The sequence below is a fragment of the Cryobacterium sp. TMN-39-2 genome (assembly GCF_004402745.1).
Lineage (GTDB): Bacteria > Actinomycetota > Actinomycetes > Actinomycetales > Microbacteriaceae > Cryobacterium > Cryobacterium zongtaii.
In genome coordinates this window covers 1-15,660 of record NZ_SOFX01000042.1, presented here as the reverse complement: position 1 = coordinate 15,660, position 15,660 = coordinate 1, and the positions used below count along the sequence as shown (strand labels likewise).

The following is a 15,660-nucleotide window of genomic DNA, read 5'->3' as shown; positions in this document are numbered from 1 at the left end:
TAAACTACAGACTATAGGTAATGCTCAGTCCCCGGGAAGCAGCGTGAACTCGACCCGGCCCCAGGCCGCCCCGTTCACCTGCACCTCGAGGGCGTGCACCCCCGGGTGGTAGCGCCGGGTGGTGATGGCCCGGAACGAGTGCGACCGGGCCAGCTGCACGGTCTCGCCGGCGGCCAGGGTCACCGTGGTGAGCTTGAAGGTCTTGCCGGTGAGGCTGCCATTGGCCTTCCGGTGGTGCATTACGTAGTCCACGGCGAGCCGGGCCGGTGCGTCGCCGGCGTTGCGGATGCTCACCGTGAACCCGATGGTGCCGCCGAAGTCCACGTCGGCCGCGTCGAGCACCGGACCGACCACGTGGACCTCTGCTGGGTGGAAGCCCAGCTGTGCGAGCGCCTGCGGGTGACCCTTCTTCACCAGGGTGCGGAGCGCGTGGCGCACCAGCGGAACGGTGTTCGCATCCGGCGCAGCCAGCCAACCGGCGGTGGTGGCGACGACCAGGTCGGGCTGCTGCCGGCTGAGGTCGTTGAGGTGGTTGGCCACCGAGCGGCGCACCACCTCGTCCTCGTCGCGGTACAGGGCGTGCAGCACCGGCAAGGTCAGGGTGGGTTCGGCCAGGATGCCCGGCACCCGGATGGCCCAGGGCAGGAACGGCCGGGTGCCCTCTGAGGCCAGTCGGCGCACCGCCGGGTCGGTCGAGCCTGTCCAGCCGAGCACGATCGGCATCGCCCGGGCGAGGTCGTGGGTGAGCAGCGGCCGGATGGCGAACTCCGAGGTGAGCCGCGGGGTGAGCGCAGCGAGCATCCGCATGCCGTCGTCGAACGCGGCGTCGGTGCCGGCGTCGATGGCCTTGGCGGCCACTGCGCTGGTTACCGGCCAGATCAGCCAGCCGCTGAACGGCAGGGCGCCCTGCGCGGCGGCGCGGATGGTGCCGGCGAACGTGTCGTAGTCGCCGGGCAGGTCGGTCAGCAACGCATCGCGCAACAGGTCGCTCCGTTCCCTGAGGGACAGCGTGGCGATGGCGGCGGCGGCGGCGGGCAGCGCTGCGAGTTCGGCCGACGGGGCTGCGGCCTGGATCGCCGCGGTGAGCGCGCGGGCGGTCGGCACTCCGATGAGTTCGTCGGCGAAGGGCATAGGGCTCCTGGTGGTGGGCGGCACGATGGGATTCCAGCGTGGCACACGGCTAGTGGTGCGCGCACGACGCGATCGACGCGGCGACCAGTGCGGGGGCGGCTCCCGTGTCGCTAAAGGCGTAGTTCTTCTCGACTCGCCGTGGCTTCGGGCCGAACGAGCGGCGTTTCCCGAGATTCTCCGCCTTTACATTCGGGCGCGGCTGCGGATGACGCGGCGCGCTCGGGCGCGATGACCAGCGCTACCGCGCCCGCTCCGAGCACGAGTCCGACGAGGGTGGCGGGAGTGAACGGGTCGGCCAAGAGGATGCTGCCGGCGACGGCCGTGGTCGGCGCCACCAGGTACAGCAGGGCGTTAAGGGCAGTGATGCCGAGGCGGCGCAGCAGGTACCAGTAGAGCGCGTAGGCGATGAGGGTGGGGAACACGGCAATCAGCACCGTCGAGAGCCAGAAGCTCAGGGTGGCCGGCGGGGCGAGCGCCCCGGTAAGGGCGGCCAGAAGCGTCACGGCCACCAGCGTGATTGCGGCGTGGGTGGCCAGGGTGGCGAAGACGCCGAGCCGGGCCGGGGTGCGCCGCTCCAGGAAGGTCGCGGCGACGAGGCTGGCCAGCGCCACCAACGGCAGCAGGTAGGCGGGGGTGGGCGAGATCGACGTCGAAGCATCCGCCGCCACGATCAGGACCACTCCCACCGCACCGAGCGCCAGGCCCAGCCACTGCAGCGCCCGCACACGCAGCCCGAGCAGCGGTCCGACCAGGGTTGCCACGACCAGGGGCTGGATCGCGTCGATGAGGGCCGTCGTCCCGGCCGAGACTCCCGCGCCGACGGCCAAATAGACGGGCAGGATGTAGCCGAATTGGGCGAAGAGCCCGATGGTGAGGTGCGGGCGGATGTCGCGCCAGGCCGGGAACGTGCGTCGGTGAGCTCGAAGCCGACGATCTCGGAAGCGCAGCGCCACCATACCGACCAGCAGGAGTGCCGCGACGACGAGGTACCGCCAAACCAGCACGGTCAGGGCCGGCGCCGCCTCCGTGCCGATCTTCGCGATGATGAACCCGGAACTCCAGGTCAGCACGAAGGCGGCCGAAGCCGCGACCAGAAGAAGTCGCTGAGGTATACCGATCTGTGTACTCATTCGATCGAGTATACAGAACGGTATAGTGGGGCCATGACCACCGAGAACTCGCCCGAGGCGATCCCGCACTACACCCCGGGGGCCGAGCGGCTGCTGGCCGCGGCGTCCGACCTCTTCTATCGGGAGGGTATCCACGCCGTGGGCGTCGACGCCATTGCCGCGGCGGCCGGGGTCACCAAGAAGACGCTCTACGACAGGTTCGGGTCGAAGGAGGCGCTGGCCGTGGCGTATCTCCGCGGGCGGGACGCTCGGTGGCGGGAGTTCCTGGAGCAGGGACTCGCGTTGCAGGCGCCCGGCAGCGTGGACCGTGTCCTCGCGGTGTTCGACATTTCGGCGCGCTGGGCCGTCGCCAACAGCAGCAAGGGCTGCAGCGCCATCAACGCGCGCGCCGAGACAGACGATGCGGCGCATCCGGTGGCCGTCGAAGCGATTCGCCAGAAGAAGTGGATGCGCGACGTGTTCGAGCGGCTCTGCCGGGACGCGGGCATCGCCGGTGCGGACCGGGTGGCCGACATTCTGATGCTGCTCTACGAGGGCGCCCTGGTGACCGTGGGGATGGGCACCTTCGCCGACCCGTTCGCGGCCGGACGCACGGCCGCGAACACGATTCTGCGAGGCGACGCCCCCTAGGGACGGTGCGTGGCCGCCTGGGCATGCGCAGCGTCCTGTCGGGCACTGGCTTCGCGCTCGGCCCGGTCGGCGGTTGAGGCGTCGTCCACGCTGAGCATCACGCCGCTGTCCCGCAGGGTGAACAGGTGCAGCAGAATCCGCCAGCGGCCGACCTCCCACTGGCGAGGCGGGATCTCCTCATCGTCCCAGGGCTCTGTCGGAGTTCCCAGATTCTGACTGAGCAGGGCAAGGATACGGTCATAGCCGAGCCTGGTTCCCGGATCGTTCGGGCTCGGCGCGTTGTACAGCTGCAGGTCGATGCCCAGGAAGTCACCCGCGTGGGACGTCCAGCTGGCGTAGACCTCGCCGCCGAACGACACCTCGAGGCGCCGGATATCGACCGGGCTCGGCCACGTCTCGCCGGCGGATGGGTCGTCGCCGGCGCTGTCGTCGGTGCCAGCGTCGGAGTCGACAGTCCGCACCCCCAGCGTCGCAAAGAGGTCGCCCACCGCAGCATCCGTCGCCGGCCAGGCGCCCCGGGTGACCGCAAGGACCAGCTCCACGGCCTGGGCCGGGTCGGGTGCCGGCGCATTCGCGGGCGACGCATCCGTCATGCGCACAGACTATGCCCACCGGTGTCGACTCGCGGCCCTAGCGCTCTGTGCCACCGTGCGTAGCGTGGACGACCTGAGCACTCCGACGAGAGGACTGTACCGATGAACGGCGTACCGATGAACGGCGTACCGATGAACGGCGCACCGATGAACGCACCGACCGGCATCCTGCGCGGCATGAGCAACGTGAGCTATTGGGCCGCAGACCACGCCGCCGCGACGGCCTGGTACACCGAGCTGTTGGGCATGGAGCCCTACTTTCAGATGCCAGGCTACGCGGAGTGGCGGGTGGGCGACTACGGCCACGAACTGGGGCTGATCGACGCCAGGTACGCCCCGCAGCCGGCAGCGGATGTGCCCGGTGGGGCGGTGCTCAACTGGCACGTCGACGACATCCGGGCGGCTCTGGACCGGCTGCTCGAGCTGGGCGCGACGATGCGCGAGGACATCCGGGAGCGCGGCGAGGGCTTCACGACGGCGGCCGTGGTGGACCCGTTCGGCAACGTGCTCGGCGTGATGACGAACCCGCACTACCTGCAGGTGCTCGCCGACGCCACCCCGGACGGAGAGGCGGCCCGCGCCGGGCATCCGGCGCCCTAAGGTGCGCGCCATATTAGGAGATAGTGAGTTTTCTAGGACGCAGTTGCCAAAAGCATCCTTGAAATCTCACTATTTCCTTATTGACGTGCGAACCCGGTCAGTCGAGCGTGGCCAGCTGCTGTCGCCGCGATGGCCTCCATCACCGCCATGGGGTCGCCCGCGACCTCGGTGCCGTCCTCGACCAGCCAGGCGATGAACGTGCCGGCCATCGGCGCGACGAGGGCGAATGCCACGGGCAGCGCCCCGGCCGGCATCCGCAGGGTGTGCCGCACCTACGCCAGGCAGCTGCCCGCCTGAGCAGCGCCCCCCGTCTGCCCGCCCCAGGGGGCGCGGGGACCAGACCAGCCCCGAGTCTCGCGGGAGTTCCGACGGGTCGGCGGGAGTTTTCGTCAGTTCGCGGACAGCGCGGCGTAGAGGTCCACGGAGTTGCCATCGGGATCCAACAGGGTCGCGTAGCGCTGGCCCCAGTGCGCGTCCCACGGTTCGACATGGGCAACGTAACCGGCGGCGACCAGCTCGGCGAAGGCCGCATCCACCTCGGCCGGCGTGCCTTTGTCGAACGCGAGCGCGATGCGGTGGCCGCCCGTGGGTGCGATGTAGCCGGGGTCGAATCCGCGAATGGTCGCGATGGTGTCCCATGCCAGGCTCGTGCCGTCATCGAGTTTCGCGTCGACGTGCGGCGCATCGTCGAGTCCTTCCTCGATCCGCACGCCCAGCGCTCGATAGAAGGCCAGCGAAGCGGCCATGTCACCCGTCACGATCCCGATGAAACCCAGTTTTAGTGTCATGCCACCACCGTAGGAGACTTTGGCCGGCTGGGCACCTGCTACTGGGATGAGCCGCGGGTGGCCGATACTGTGAACGGACGGTCCATCCAGGCGTGTCGATTGGAGATCCTTGTCATGAGCACCGAACAAGGCCCGATGCAGTTCTCCTTCACCGCTCCGATCGGAGTACTGGTGAAGGGCGAGATGTGGTCGTGTGTCGAAGTCCCGGGTTCGGTGGAGCTGTTCGGCACCGGTAAGGCCGTCCGGGTAGTGGCGCAGGTGGATGACCAGCCGGTGACGGCTGGCCTGATGCCCACCGGATCCGGTGGTCACATGCTCTCGATCAGCGCCAAGCTCCGCACGAAGCTCGGCAAAGAGGTCGGGGACGTCGTCGTCGTCCGGCTTTCAGAGCGGTTGACCTGAGGAGGATGCCAGTGGCCGCCAGCGAAAAGCTCGTAAAGGCTCAGAGCGAGCTCACCGACATCAACGTGCGAATCGACAACCACCCACTCAACAGCAGCTCGATGAAGGATGCGCGTGAGGTCGTTGCCGAGCACCGGGACGCGGGCAAGGATGCCGTCGAGGTCGCGCTCGCCGAACGCGGGCTGCCCAGTGCCGCAGCGCAAGGCAAGGCCCTCGTGCTCGGCGTCACGTCACTGTGGAACCTGAACCGCAAGCGCGTTGGTCTCGAAAACCGAATCCGCAGACTCGACCGCTTGTGATGTTGCGGCACTGGCGATGAAAATCAGACGAGGCGCGATCGACCTCCACATCACCGACACCGAAGGCTCTGGGCCTCCGGTCGTAATCCTTCACGGCCTGGCGGGCAGCAGCACCGAGATGGCTGCGACAGCTGCGGCTCTCGGCGATCACCGAGTGGTCACGGTCGACGCTCGAGGTCACGGACGCAGCACCCGCTTTCCGGACGACGTGTCGCGGGAGGCCCATGTGGCCGACGTGGTGTTCGTGATCGAGTCGGTGCTCGGGAGACCCGTTTCCCTTGTCGGCCAATCCATGGGCGGCCACACCGCCCTGCTCGTAGCGAGTGCCCGTCCCGATCTGGTGGAACGCCTCGTTCTCCTGGAAGCCGGGGTCGGCGGGGACGGCAACGATCGAAGCAGAAGCGACCTGCGTCGTTTCTTCACCTCCTGGCCGGTACCGTTCGGCAACGAAGCGCACGCGCGCGCATTCCTCGGTGACTCCCCGCTCGCACGCTCGTGGATTGCCGATCTCGAGATGCGGCCCGATGGCCTGTGGCCACGCTTCGATCCCGACGTCATGGTCGAGACCATCGCGCACGTGGACGCGCACCCGCGCTGGCCGGAGTGGTGCAGCCTCGATATCCCCACCCTCGCTGTCTTCGGTGCCGAGGGGATGTTCTCAGCCGCAGCGAAGGACGAATTCATGTCGCGTGGTTCACCACAAGTCACGCGGGTCGATTTCGACGGCGGAAGCCATGACGCCCATCTCGACGCACACGCCGAGTGGATCACGGCTTTGCGTGCGTTCTTCGTGCGGGTTTAGCTGGCGATGGCGGGGATGATGGCGCCGGAGAAGACCTGCCAGGCCAGTGCCGTTTTCGCCACCAGGCTCAGGGTGATGTAGGTGCGTTCGCCCTGCAGGTAGCTCTTCCACTTGCCCACCTGCTTGTACTGCAGCCACTGGTTGATGGCGAACGTGTTGAAGAACACAAACAGCGAGATGACGATGCCGACGACGAAGCCGGGGGCCGCAACGTCGCTGGCGCTGCCCGGGCGCAGGAAGTAGATCAGGATCAGGATCCACGGAACGATGCCGACCATGGAACCGAAGATGAAGGGCAGCATCCCGCCCGTCCCCGGTTGCTCATACTTCTCCTGCAGGGCTCCGAACATGATCATGGCCGCGTTGACCGCGAAGACGGCGCACAGCGCTCCGATATCGGTCACACCATTGATCGCCAGGATCAGCCAGATCATGATCGATGAACTCAGGGAGTACTCGACCCACCGGAAGTAGTTGTGGTTGTTCAGCAACCCGGTCTTGTAGCGGTTGAAGAACCAGGGGCTGGAGATGAGGAAATGGAAGAAGGCGCTCAGCGCGAGGAAGGCCACCACGCCGACGCCGATGTTCACCTCGAAGAGCGTGACCCGCTCCGGCGGGATCGGCACCCCGGGCGGGCCGGCCAGGTAGTCCGTGGTGACAGCGAACAGAACCTGCGAACTCAGCATCGTGAGAATCACCGCAAACCCGATGGCCTGAATCAGGTGGAGGCTTCCCGCGACGACGTTGTAGATGCGCAGCCGGTCGATCTGCTGGTCCGGCGTGTAGTCCTTCTTGGCCATGGGCCGACTCCTTTGCATCCGGCGGGCGTCACGCGCCCGTGTGGTCATCTTGGCACTTCCCAGGGGCTATCGCGGCCGTCGGGCGATCACCGGGCTGAGGCTCGCCACCTCGTCCGGTGTGGCATCGCGGAACATCTCGGCTCCGGTCGGCTCAACCGCTCGCCGCCCCTGCCCGCGGGTGGCGATGAGGCTGGCGCCGACCGCCGTGGCGAGGATCACGAGGATGACGGCCAACGAGACGGTGGTGGGGACCTTGACCAGGTCGTGCAGCGCCATTTTGACGCCGACCCAGATGAGGATGGCCGCCAACCCGATCTTGAGGTAGATGAAGCGGTGGATGAGATCAGCCAACAGGAAGTACATGGCGCGCAACCCCAGGATGGCGAAGGCGTTCGCGGTGAACACCAGGAATGCCTCGTCGGTGACGGCGAAGATCGCGGGGATCGAGTCGATGGCGAAAATGATGTCGGTGAACTCAATGAGCACCAGCACCGCCAAGAGAGGTGTCGCCACGAGTGCCCCGCCGGCTCGCACGAGGAGCCGCTGCCCGTAAAAGACGTCGGTCGTGGGGACGAATCGGCGGAAGGCTCGGTAGATGCGCGACTGGGTGGGGTCGGCGTGTTCGTTGCGGCGGCGCAGCATCTGAATGCCGGTGACCACCAGGAGGGCGGCGAAAACGTAGAGGATCCATCCGAAGCTCTCGATGAGCGTGGTGCCCGCAGCGATGAAGATGCCGCGAAACACCAATGCACCCAATACGCCGAGGAAGAGGATGCGGTGCTGGTACTTGGCCGGCACACCGAAGCTGGCGAAAATGATGGCCCACACGAACACGTTGTCGATGGCCAGCGACTTTTCGATGAGGAAGCCGGCGAAATACTGCTGACCCAGCTCGCTGCCGAAGAGCAGCCAGATGATCACACCGAAGCTGATCCCCGAGACAACCCAGAAGATCGACCACCCGGCCGCTTCCCTCAAGCCGATGACGTGGGCGGTGCGGTGGGCCACGAGGTCGATGGCCAGCATCACGAGGATGACGGCAAAGACGGAAAGCCAAGCCCAGAGCGGAACATTCACGGTAAGCACCCTTCCGAGAGGACGCACGGTGCGTCGTCTCGGAGGTCTTTCCCGCTCGGGTCGAGCTCACATCACCGAGCCGTGGGGCCGTACTGGCGACGATGTGATTCGGGGATACTCCCCTCCTGGCAATTATCAGATCATGGGTTTTCCCGACCCGTCAAGAGGTCTGGATCAGAGTTTGCCGAGCGCCGCTGGAACCGAGTCCAGCATGACGGTCACCGAACCGACACCGGCGCCCAGCTCCACCTCGGCGGACCCGACCGGGGTCGTCATTCGATACCGACCGGCGAAGCCGCGCACCATGACGACGCCGTCGGCATCCGTCGTCGTGCGCGTCTCGGGGTGCCACCACTCTCCGCGCACCAGGCCCTGCAGCGCATCGTAGGCGGGCTTCTTGCTGCCGTCGCGGCGGATCAGCCCCGAGGGAGCCCCGAGCCAGGCCCCGTGATCGGTCAGGCCCCAGTAGGTCAGCGACTCCACCGCGGGGTGGGACACCACCGTGCGGTAGTGCCGCACGATCTCGTCGGCCTGGCGGGCCTCGCCCTCGGGTGTCGACGGCCACGATTCCGGCTGGAAGTCGTTGAGGTCCACGATCTCCGGGGGCATCAGGTCGCCCGACAGCAACGTCGTCTCGGTCAGCTGCAGGGGCAGCCCGAAGCGGGCGAACCGCTCGAGAATCCCCCACACCTGCTCTTCGCCCCGGTAGCCCTGATGCATGTGAGTCTGCAGCCCGATAGCGTCAATCCGGATGCCCGCCGTCAGGCAGTCCTCGATCACGTGTTCGTAATCGGCGGACAGGTCGAAGTCGTTGAGGACGAGCCGGGCGTTCGGGTTCGCTGCCCGTGCCTCCTCGAACGCCAGCCGCACCATCCCGACCCGGCCGCGGCGCTGGGACAACCGGGTCACGGCGTTGTCCTCCGCGGTGAAGACGGGCAGGATCACGACCTCGTTGATTGCATCCCACAGGTCCACAACACCCGCGAAGTCGGTCACCTCGCGCCGGATGCGCTCCCGGATGGTCTTCTCGACCTCCGCGTCGTCGAGGGATAGCAGCCACTCGGGGGCCAGGGTGTGCCAGAGCAGCGGATGGCCCTTGACGGTGACCCCGCGCTCGGCGAACCACTCGGCGGTTCGACGCAGCCGAGTCGTGTCGGGTTGACCCTGCACCGGCTCGAAGCCGCGCCAGTAGAAGGGCAGCGTCATGGTGTTGAACAGACCCAGCCAGGCCTCAGCCAGGGCTTCCGGTTCGGGCGGTGCGTCACCCGATCCAGGCGGGCCGCCGAGCAAGTCGATGAAGTCGAAGCCGATGTTGCCGAACCCGAACGCCTGCCGGGTCTGCTCGACAGACGCTTCCGCGCCGGCGATCGGCCGCCCCTGGGAATCGACCAGCCGAACACGGGCATCAGCGATGCGGTGAGTGAAGTCAGGCATGCGCGGAAACCTTCAGAGTTTGCGAATCGCCGGCGGAACGAAGAACACAACTGTGGGCGATGACCGCCCGGTCACGGTCGAACATACCTGAAACGTACCGTGACCAGGCCCGGACCATCCGGCTCGCTCAGGCCTAGTTGAAGACCATCCCACCGTCGACCACGATCGACTGGCCGGTGATGTAGTTGGAGTCGGGGCCGGCCAGGAAGGAGACGACTCCGGCGACCTCGGCGGTTTCAGACAAGCGGTCGAGGGCGATGCCCTTGGTGAACTGTTCCCAGCCCCACGCTTCAGGCTTGTCGTTGTCGGTCGCCAGCTTCTTCGCCAGGTTCTCCATCAGGGGCGTCTTCACGATGCCGGGGGCGAAGGTATTGACCGTGATGCCGAACGGCGCCAGGTCCCGGGCGGCGGTCTGGGACAGTCCGCGAAGGGCGAACTTCGTCGACGAATACAACGCGAGGCCGGGGTTGCCGATGTGGCCGGCCTGGGAGGCGGCGCTGATGATCTTTCCACCGTGGCCGAGTTCCTTGAACGCCTTAGTGGCAGCCTGGATGCCCCACACCGCGCCGTTGAAGTTGATGGAGAAGATCTTCGCGATGCTCTCCTCGGTGATCTCCTCAATGGGAGAGGTCGGGGCGATGCCGGCGTTGTTGACGATCACGTCGAAGCCACCCAGTTCGGTGACGGCCTGCGCGACCGCGGCGAAGACGCTGTCTCGGTCGGAGACGTTGACGTGCACCGCGATTGCTCCGCCGGCCGTGCCACCGAGCGATTCGGCGACGGCGGCGGCGGTCTCGAGGTTCAGGTCGGCGATGGCCACCTTGAAGCCGTCAGCGTGCAGCCGCTCCGCGACCGTCCGCCCGATTCCCTGTCCGCCACCGGTGATGAGTGCGACTTTTCCATTCTCCGTGCGTGCCATGATCGTGCTTCCTATCTTCATTGTTCGAAACCTGTCGGCGGGTCGATGACAAAGTCACAACCGGACAGGCGGGAGGCGCAGCTAGATCAGCGTTTGCTTCTCGAGCTGCTCATAGGTCTGGGTGGCGTCGAGCAGGTTGGTCCAGAGCACGGCGCGACCCGCGGCGCGGGACTTCTTCACGTCGATGATGCGCTGGTTGCTGCTTCCGCGGAATTGCAGCTTGAAGTCTTTCTTGGCGAGGTCGAATCGGCCATCCACGAGGATGTCTATCTGGTCGAGCAGTTCCAGCTTGTCGGGGCTTTCGAGCAGCAGCTCTTCGTAGGAATACCCGGTCCACGACCAGATGTCCTTGGCTTGGCCGAAGGTCGCCCGCACCCGGCGCACCAGGGAGAGGCACACCCCGGTGTTGATGAAGGGTTCCCCGCCCAGCAGGGTGAGGCCCTGCACGTACGGTTGGGCCAGGTCGGCAAGGATCCGATCCTCGAGCTCGACCGTGTACGGCGTGCCATAGCGGAAGTTCCAGGTGGCCTCGTTGAAGCAGCCTTCGCAGGCGAACAGGCATCCGCTCACATAGAGGCTGCAGCGCACCCCCTCGCCGTCGACGAACATGAACGGTTTGTAGTCACCGATGAAGCCCTGGCTGAGCTTGTCGGATAGCCACTCGCCGGGATTCGGGTTCCGCATAACGGCTGCCTACAGGGAGCCGCTGACGCCGGTGGCGCCGGCCATGTGCTTGACCCTGGAAACGATCTCCTGGTGGCGACCGTGCACCATCGGGCGGGCCTGCGGGTTGCCGAGGTAACCGCAGGTGCGCTTGACCACGTCGCAGCTGGCCGGGTCGTCGTTGCCGCAATCCGGGCAGGCGAAACCACGCTCGGTGGGGGTGAAGTCGCCTGAGAAGTCGCACTTGTAGCAGCGGTCGATGGGGGTGTTGGTACCCAGGTAGCCGACCCGGTCGTAGGCGTAGTCCCAGACGGCTTCGAGCGCCTTGGGGTTCTGCTGCAGCACCGGGTACTCGCAGTAGTGGATGAAACCGCCGGAGGAGAACACCGGGTAGTCCTTCTCGAAGTCGAGCTTTTCGAACGGGGTCGGGTTCTTGCGCACGTCGTAGTGGAAGCTGTTGGTGTAGTAATCCTTGTCGGTGATGTTCTCCACCGACCCGAACTTGACCTTGTCGAGGCGGGAGAACCGGTCGGTCAGGCTCTCGCTCGGGGTCGAATAGACGCTGAACTGGTAGCCGTACTCGGCGCTCCACGCCTTGGTGTGCGCGTCGAGGGTCTTGAGGATGTCGAGGGTGAAGGCCTTCGCCTCGGCGTCGCCCTCCCAGGCGCCGCCGAAGAAGGCCGCGGCCACCTCGTAGAGGCCGATGTAGCCCAGCGACACCGTGGAGCGGCCGTCCTTGAAGAGGGCGTCGACCGAGTCGGTGCGCGCCAGTTGTTGGCCGAAGGCGCCGTAGACGTAGAGGATCGGGGCGTTCGCAGGGGTCGCCTGCTTGCACCGTTCGATGCGGTAGACCAGGGCGTCGCGGGTGATCAACAGACGCTCCTCGAGGATGCTCCAGAACTTCGCCCGGTCCCCGGCGGCCTCCAGCGCGATGCGCGGCAGGTTCACCGTCACCACGCCCAGGTTCATCCGGCCCTCGGAGACATCGTTGCCGTCAGCGTCGGTCCAACCCTGCAGGAAGGATCGGCAGCCCATCGGCACCTTGAAGCTGCCGGTGATCTCGACGAGTTTGTCGTAGCTGAGCACGTCCGGGTACATCCGCTTGGTCGAGCACTCCAGCGCAAGCTGCTTGATGTCGTAGTTCGGGTCGCCCTCAGCGAGGTTGAGGTCGCGCTTGAGCGTGAAGATCAGTTTGGGGAAGATGGCGGTGCGCTTCTCGCTGCCCAGGCCGTCGATGCGGATCTGCAGGATTGCCCGCTGAATCTCCCGCTCGAACCAGTCGGTGCCCAGGCCGAAGCCCAGCGACACGAACGGGGTCTGCCCGTTCGAGGTGAACAGGGTGTTGATCTCGTACTCGAGGCTCTGCATCGCGTCATAGATGTCCTTGCGGGTCTTCTCCTCCGCATAGGCGTGGTGCTTGGTCTGATCGCCGATCCACCGTTCCGCATCGGCAAGGTGCTTGGCGAAGTTGGCGCGGGCGTACGGAGCCAGCAGCTCGTCGGTGCGGTTGGCGGAGCATCCGCCGTACTGGCTGGACGCCACGTTGGCGATGATCTGCGAGATCTGCGCGGTGGCAGTCTGAATGGAGCGGGGCGGCTCGACGTCGGCGTTGCCGATGCGGAAACCCCGGCTGAGCATGCCCGTGAAGTCGATCAGGCAGCAGTTGGTCATCGGCGCGTATGGGCTGTAGTCCAGGTCGTGAAAGTGGATGTCGCCCTTCTGGTGCGCGTTGGACACGTGCGGCGGCAGCATCTTGTGGCCGATGGCCTTGCCCACGGCCCCGGCGGTGAGGTCGCGCTGGGTGTTGAAGACGTCGCTGTCTTTGTTGGCGTTCTCGTTCACCACCGAGGAGTCTTTACTGAGCAGGTTGATGATCGAGTGGTTGATGTCGGTGGACTTGCTGCGGGCGAAGTCGCGCTGGGTGCGGTAACCGATGTACTTCTCGGCGAGGTCATATTCGTGGCTTTCGAGCAGCGCGTGCTCCACGATGTTCTGCACCTCGTAGATCTTGATGTCGGTGCTGAAGCGGCCGGCGATCTCCCGGTTGACGGCGGCGACGATATCGACGATCGCCCGGTGCACCAGCGGGGTCATTTCGGTGTGAATCTCCACCGCGGCCTTGACCAGCGCCTCGTAGACCTTGGTGTCATCGAAGTCCACCCGGCGGCCGTCGCGTTTGACGACCTGGATGGCGACGGTGTCGACGCGGGTGGCGGAGGTCTGGGCCGGGGCGCTGATGCTTGGATTCACGCCTTCAGCATAGGGACGCCAGGGCGCCGAAATCACTACATTTGGGTGCCCTTGGTCCCTAGCGCCGCTATATGTAGTGGTCGAGTAGGACGGATGGCCGGAAAGACGCCCCGCGATTCAACCCCGGGTGCGGGTGCACACTTGTGCATCTCAGCCGCCTCGGCGTGTTGCGAAAGTCAGTGCACCCGCACGGCCTCGTTGTGCTCCACGAGGTGCCAGGTGGTGCCCTCGTCGTCGCTCACCCAGCCCTCCCAGGTGTAACCGTCCTCGGTGATCGAGGTGAAGTTCCAGCGCACCGGGCGACCGTCGGTGCCGGTGCCGTCCTGGCGCAGGCCGTTGCGGTACGGGGTGGCGATCAGGTGGCAGTACTCGCCGATCGTCGGGGCGAAGGAGCTCACCCGCCAGGCACCGGCCAGCTGGTCGTAGACCCGCACGGCGGTGGCGACGGTCTCGAAGCCGGACGGGTGCGTGGCGCTGGCCTCGACCTCCACGTCCTGCACCGCGCGCCCGTCGAGGATGAACTGCACGATCCAGGTGAACTCGCGTTCAGTCCACTCCCCCGTGGCCTCGTCGAGCCGGCTGCCGTGCGCAGCCCAGGTGCCCACGAGCTGGCCGAACCGGCGCATGCGCCCGGGGTATTCCGGGGTGGGACCGTCGGCGATCAGCGCCTCGGCAAAACGGGACTCTGAGGTGGTCATGCCTCGATTTTACCGGGCGCACGTAACGCGCGCATGAACATGGCGTTCCAGGTCAGCCGCCGAGGCTGCCGGCATCCGTGGTGCCCACGTCGGTGCGGTGAAAGTTCAGGTGCGAGCGGGAGGCCGTGGGGCCGCGCTGGCCCTGATACCGGGAACTGTACGCGGCAGAACCGTAGGGCTTCTCGGACGGCGAGCTGAGCTGGAAAAAGCACAGCTGGCCGATCTTCATACCCGGCCAGAGCTTGATCGGCAGGGTGGCCACGTTGCTGAGTTCCAGGGTGACGTGCCCGGTGAAGCCCGGGTCGATGAATCCGGCGGTGGAGTGGGTGAGCAGGCCGAGCCGGCCCAACGAGCTCTTGCCCTCGAGGCGGGCGGCCACGTCATCGGGCAGGGTGACGGCCTCGAAGGTGGCGCCGAGCACAAATTCGCCCGGGTGCAGGATGAACGGTTCGTCACCCTTGGCCTCGATCAGCCGGGTGAGTTCGGGCTGGTCTTCGGCGGGGTCGATGAACGGATACTTGTGGTTGTCGAACAGCCTGAAGAACCGATCGAGCCGCACGTCGATGCTCGACGGCTGGATCATCTCCGGGTCGTAGGGGGCGAGCGCGATTCGTTCCGCGTCGATCTGGGCCTTGATGTCACGATCCGAGAGAAGCACGGTGCCAGCCTATCGGCGTGGCCCCGCCCGGAGCGTGTGGTTTCCCAGCGTGACTTTCGGCGGCGCCGAGCCGATCAGGCAGCGGCCGTCGCGACCAGCTTCGCGATGCTCGCTGCACTGTGATCGTTCAGTTCGCGCAGCGCATAGGAGGTGGGCCACATCCCGCCGTCGTCGTCGAGGTTGGCCTGGGCGCTGAAGCCGAGAGTCGAGTAGCGCTCCTTATCGTCTTGGCCACTGCGGAAGAACACCACGACCTTGCCGGCCTTGGCCCAGCCGGGCTGGCCGTAATAGAGCTTGGGCAGCAGCTCGGGGGCGGCCTCGGTGACGATGCCGTGCAGACGCTCGGCCATCTGGCGGTCGGGCTCTTTCATCTCGGCGATCTTCGCCATCATGGTCGCCTCATCCGCAGCCGCCTTGTCCTCGGCACGGCCGCGACGGGCGTCGGCTTTGAGTTCGGCGGCACGGGCCTTCATCGCGGCGCGCTCTTCCGCAGAGAAGCCTCCCGCCGACTCGGCGCCGACCTGGTTGCCGCTGGTTTTCGGTTCGGTGCTCATCGCGTTGGGCCCTTTCGTCGGCGGACCGTCCCATGTTCGCACCTCGGCGGCCGAGGCTCAAGGAAGTCGGTGCCAGCCTGACGGTCGAGGCTTGGTAGGATGGCGGTTCCAGTTCAGCTTCGGCGGCCTGGACGCGCGGATGTAGTTCAATGGTAGAACTTCAGCTTCGGCTCTTCTCGTTTCCGGCCTTTGCGTAGCATTGCCTAAGGCCAGGCTTTCAAAGGGATTGCGG

19 protein-coding genes are annotated in these 15,660 nt (G+C 66.4%); 5 read left to right on the top strand and 14 right to left on the bottom strand.

Annotated features, from left to right (window positions below):
- Positions 1-24 precede the first annotated feature (24 nt).
- The gene (locus E3O57_RS15660; protein ID WP_103479931.1) at positions 25-1,131 is read right to left on the bottom strand and encodes a DNA alkylation repair protein; all 1,107 of its coding nucleotides are present in this window, start codon (positions 1,129-1,131) and stop codon (positions 25-27) included.
- Between the two features lie 110 nt (positions 1,132-1,241).
- Positions 1,242-2,261 carry a DMT family transporter gene (locus E3O57_RS15655; RefSeq protein WP_103479932.1) on the bottom strand — a complete coding sequence of 340 codons (1,020 nt, stop codon included), beginning with the start codon at positions 2,259-2,261 and terminating at the stop codon, positions 1,242-1,244.
- Between the two features lie 33 nt (positions 2,262-2,294).
- Here E3O57_RS15655 and E3O57_RS15650 point away from each other — a divergent pair, with 33 nt between their 5' ends.
- Positions 2,295-2,891, top strand: a complete 597-nt coding sequence (locus tag E3O57_RS15650; RefSeq protein ID WP_103460285.1) for a TetR/AcrR family transcriptional regulator — start codon at positions 2,295-2,297, stop codon at positions 2,889-2,891.
- Here the strand turns inward: E3O57_RS15650 and E3O57_RS15645 are convergent.
- Positions 2,888-3,484, bottom strand: coding sequence for a hypothetical protein (locus E3O57_RS15645; protein ID WP_103460284.1), 597 nt, complete (start codon positions 3,482-3,484; stop codon positions 2,888-2,890). The genes E3O57_RS15650 and E3O57_RS15645 overlap by 4 nt on opposite strands.
- Positions 3,485-3,586: 102 nt before the next feature.
- Between E3O57_RS15645 and E3O57_RS15640 the strand changes: the two genes are divergently transcribed.
- Complete coding sequence (locus E3O57_RS15640) at positions 3,587-4,084, top strand: VOC family protein (RefSeq protein WP_241990459.1); 498 nt, start codon at positions 3,587-3,589, stop codon at positions 4,082-4,084.
- Between the two features lie 77 nt (positions 4,085-4,161).
- On the opposite strand, the gene E3O57_RS15635 is transcribed toward E3O57_RS15640, so the two are convergent.
- Entirely contained in the window at positions 4,162-4,356 is a 195-nt protein-coding gene (locus E3O57_RS15635) for a hypothetical protein (protein WP_103479933.1), read from the bottom strand.
- 117 nt (positions 4,357-4,473) lie between these two features.
- Positions 4,474-4,872 carry a VOC family protein gene (locus E3O57_RS15630; RefSeq protein WP_103479934.1) on the bottom strand — a complete coding sequence of 133 codons (399 nt, stop codon included), beginning with the start codon at positions 4,870-4,872 and terminating at the stop codon, positions 4,474-4,476.
- Between the two features lie 114 nt (positions 4,873-4,986).
- Between E3O57_RS15630 and E3O57_RS15625 the strand changes: the two genes are divergently transcribed.
- Genes E3O57_RS15625 through E3O57_RS15615 form a run of 3 tightly spaced genes read left to right on the top strand, consistent with a single transcriptional unit; the run spans position 4,987 to position 6,375 of the window.
- Complete coding sequence (locus E3O57_RS15625) at positions 4,987-5,274, top strand: DUF1905 domain-containing protein (RefSeq protein ID WP_103479935.1); 288 nt, start codon at positions 4,987-4,989, stop codon at positions 5,272-5,274.
- Between the two features lie 11 nt (positions 5,275-5,285).
- The gene (locus E3O57_RS15620; protein WP_103479936.1) at positions 5,286-5,573 is read left to right on the top strand and encodes a hypothetical protein; all 288 of its coding nucleotides are present in this window, start codon (positions 5,286-5,288) and stop codon (positions 5,571-5,573) included.
- The gene (locus tag E3O57_RS15615) at positions 5,533-6,375 is read left to right on the top strand and encodes an alpha/beta fold hydrolase (protein ID WP_241990458.1); all 843 of its coding nucleotides are present in this window, start codon (positions 5,533-5,535) and stop codon (positions 6,373-6,375) included. Before E3O57_RS15620 ends, E3O57_RS15615 begins: the two co-directional genes overlap by 41 nt.
- Here E3O57_RS15615 and heR read toward each other — a convergent pair.
- The 9 genes from heR to E3O57_RS15570 form a co-directional block, all read right to left on the bottom strand.
- Entirely contained in the window at positions 6,372-7,175 is an 804-nt protein-coding gene (gene heR / locus E3O57_RS15610; RefSeq protein WP_103479938.1) for a heliorhodopsin HeR, read from the bottom strand. The genes E3O57_RS15615 and heR overlap by 4 nt on opposite strands.
- A 66-nt stretch (positions 7,176-7,241) precedes the next feature.
- The gene (locus E3O57_RS15605) at positions 7,242-8,252 is read right to left on the bottom strand and encodes a TerC family protein (RefSeq protein ID WP_103460278.1); all 1,011 of its coding nucleotides are present in this window, start codon (positions 8,250-8,252) and stop codon (positions 7,242-7,244) included.
- 174 nt (positions 8,253-8,426) lie between these two features.
- Positions 8,427-9,686, bottom strand: coding sequence for an endo-1,4-beta-xylanase (locus E3O57_RS15600; RefSeq protein WP_103479939.1), 1,260 nt, complete (start codon positions 9,684-9,686; stop codon positions 8,427-8,429).
- Between the two features lie 133 nt (positions 9,687-9,819).
- Positions 9,820-10,605: a (S)-acetoin forming diacetyl reductase gene (locus E3O57_RS15595; RefSeq protein ID WP_103430833.1), complete on the bottom strand. Its 786-nt coding sequence runs from the start codon at positions 10,603-10,605 to the stop codon at positions 9,820-9,822.
- An 81-nt stretch (positions 10,606-10,686) separates the two neighbouring features.
- On the bottom strand, positions 10,687-11,289 hold the full coding sequence (nrdG, locus tag E3O57_RS15590; RefSeq protein ID WP_103479940.1) for an anaerobic ribonucleoside-triphosphate reductase activating protein: 603 nt from the start codon (positions 11,287-11,289) through the stop codon (positions 10,687-10,689).
- Between the two features lie 9 nt (positions 11,290-11,298).
- A complete protein-coding gene (nrdD, locus tag E3O57_RS15585; RefSeq protein WP_174776352.1) occupies positions 11,299-13,518 on the bottom strand; it encodes an anaerobic ribonucleoside-triphosphate reductase in 2,220 nt (739 codons plus the stop codon).
- 176 nt (positions 13,519-13,694) lie between these two features.
- Entirely contained in the window at positions 13,695-14,216 is a 522-nt protein-coding gene (locus E3O57_RS15580) for a hypothetical protein (RefSeq protein WP_088457627.1), read from the bottom strand.
- 52 nt (positions 14,217-14,268) lie between these two features.
- On the bottom strand, positions 14,269-14,874 hold the full coding sequence (dcd, locus tag E3O57_RS15575) for a dCTP deaminase (RefSeq protein WP_103460275.1): 606 nt from the start codon (positions 14,872-14,874) through the stop codon (positions 14,269-14,271).
- A 74-nt stretch (positions 14,875-14,948) separates the two neighbouring features.
- A complete protein-coding gene (locus tag E3O57_RS15570) occupies positions 14,949-15,428 on the bottom strand; it encodes a DUF1801 domain-containing protein (RefSeq protein ID WP_103460274.1) in 480 nt (159 codons plus the stop codon).
- Positions 15,429-15,660 lie beyond the last annotated feature (232 nt).

What these genes read in the sequence shown, in the direction of transcription:
- E3O57_RS15660 (WP_103479931.1), bottom strand. Translation starts at nt 1,131, where the DNA reads ATGCCCTTCGCCGACGAACTCATCGGAGTGCCGACCGCCCGCGCGCTC.
- E3O57_RS15655 (WP_103479932.1), bottom strand. Translation starts at nt 2,261, where the DNA reads ATGAGTACACAGATCGGTATACCTCAGCGACTTCTTCTGGTCGCGGCT.
- E3O57_RS15650 (WP_103460285.1), top strand. Translation starts at nt 2,295, where the DNA reads ATGACCACCGAGAACTCGCCCGAGGCGATCCCGCACTACACCCCGGGG.
- E3O57_RS15645 (WP_103460284.1), bottom strand. Translation starts at nt 3,484, where the DNA reads ATGACGGATGCGTCGCCCGCGAATGCGCCGGCACCCGACCCGGCCCAG.
- E3O57_RS15640 (WP_241990459.1), top strand. Translation starts at nt 3,587, where the DNA reads ATGAACGGCGTACCGATGAACGGCGTACCGATGAACGGCGCACCGATG.
- E3O57_RS15630 (WP_103479934.1), bottom strand. Translation starts at nt 4,872, where the DNA reads ATGACACTAAAACTGGGTTTCATCGGGATCGTGACGGGTGACATGGCC.
- E3O57_RS15625 (WP_103479935.1), top strand. Translation starts at nt 4,987, where the DNA reads ATGAGCACCGAACAAGGCCCGATGCAGTTCTCCTTCACCGCTCCGATC.
- heR (WP_103479938.1), bottom strand. Translation starts at nt 7,175, where the DNA reads ATGGCCAAGAAGGACTACACGCCGGACCAGCAGATCGACCGGCTGCGC.
- E3O57_RS15600 (WP_103479939.1), bottom strand. Translation starts at nt 9,686, where the DNA reads ATGCCTGACTTCACTCACCGCATCGCTGATGCCCGTGTTCGGCTGGTC.
- E3O57_RS15595 (WP_103430833.1), bottom strand. Translation starts at nt 10,605, where the DNA reads ATGGCACGCACGGAGAATGGAAAAGTCGCACTCATCACCGGTGGCGGA.
- nrdG (WP_103479940.1), bottom strand. Translation starts at nt 11,289, where the DNA reads ATGCGGAACCCGAATCCCGGCGAGTGGCTATCCGACAAGCTCAGCCAG.
- E3O57_RS15580 (WP_088457627.1), bottom strand. Translation starts at nt 14,216, where the DNA reads ATGACCACCTCAGAGTCCCGTTTTGCCGAGGCGCTGATCGCCGACGGT.
- E3O57_RS15570 (WP_103460274.1), bottom strand. Translation starts at nt 15,428, where the DNA reads ATGAGCACCGAACCGAAAACCAGCGGCAACCAGGTCGGCGCCGAGTCG.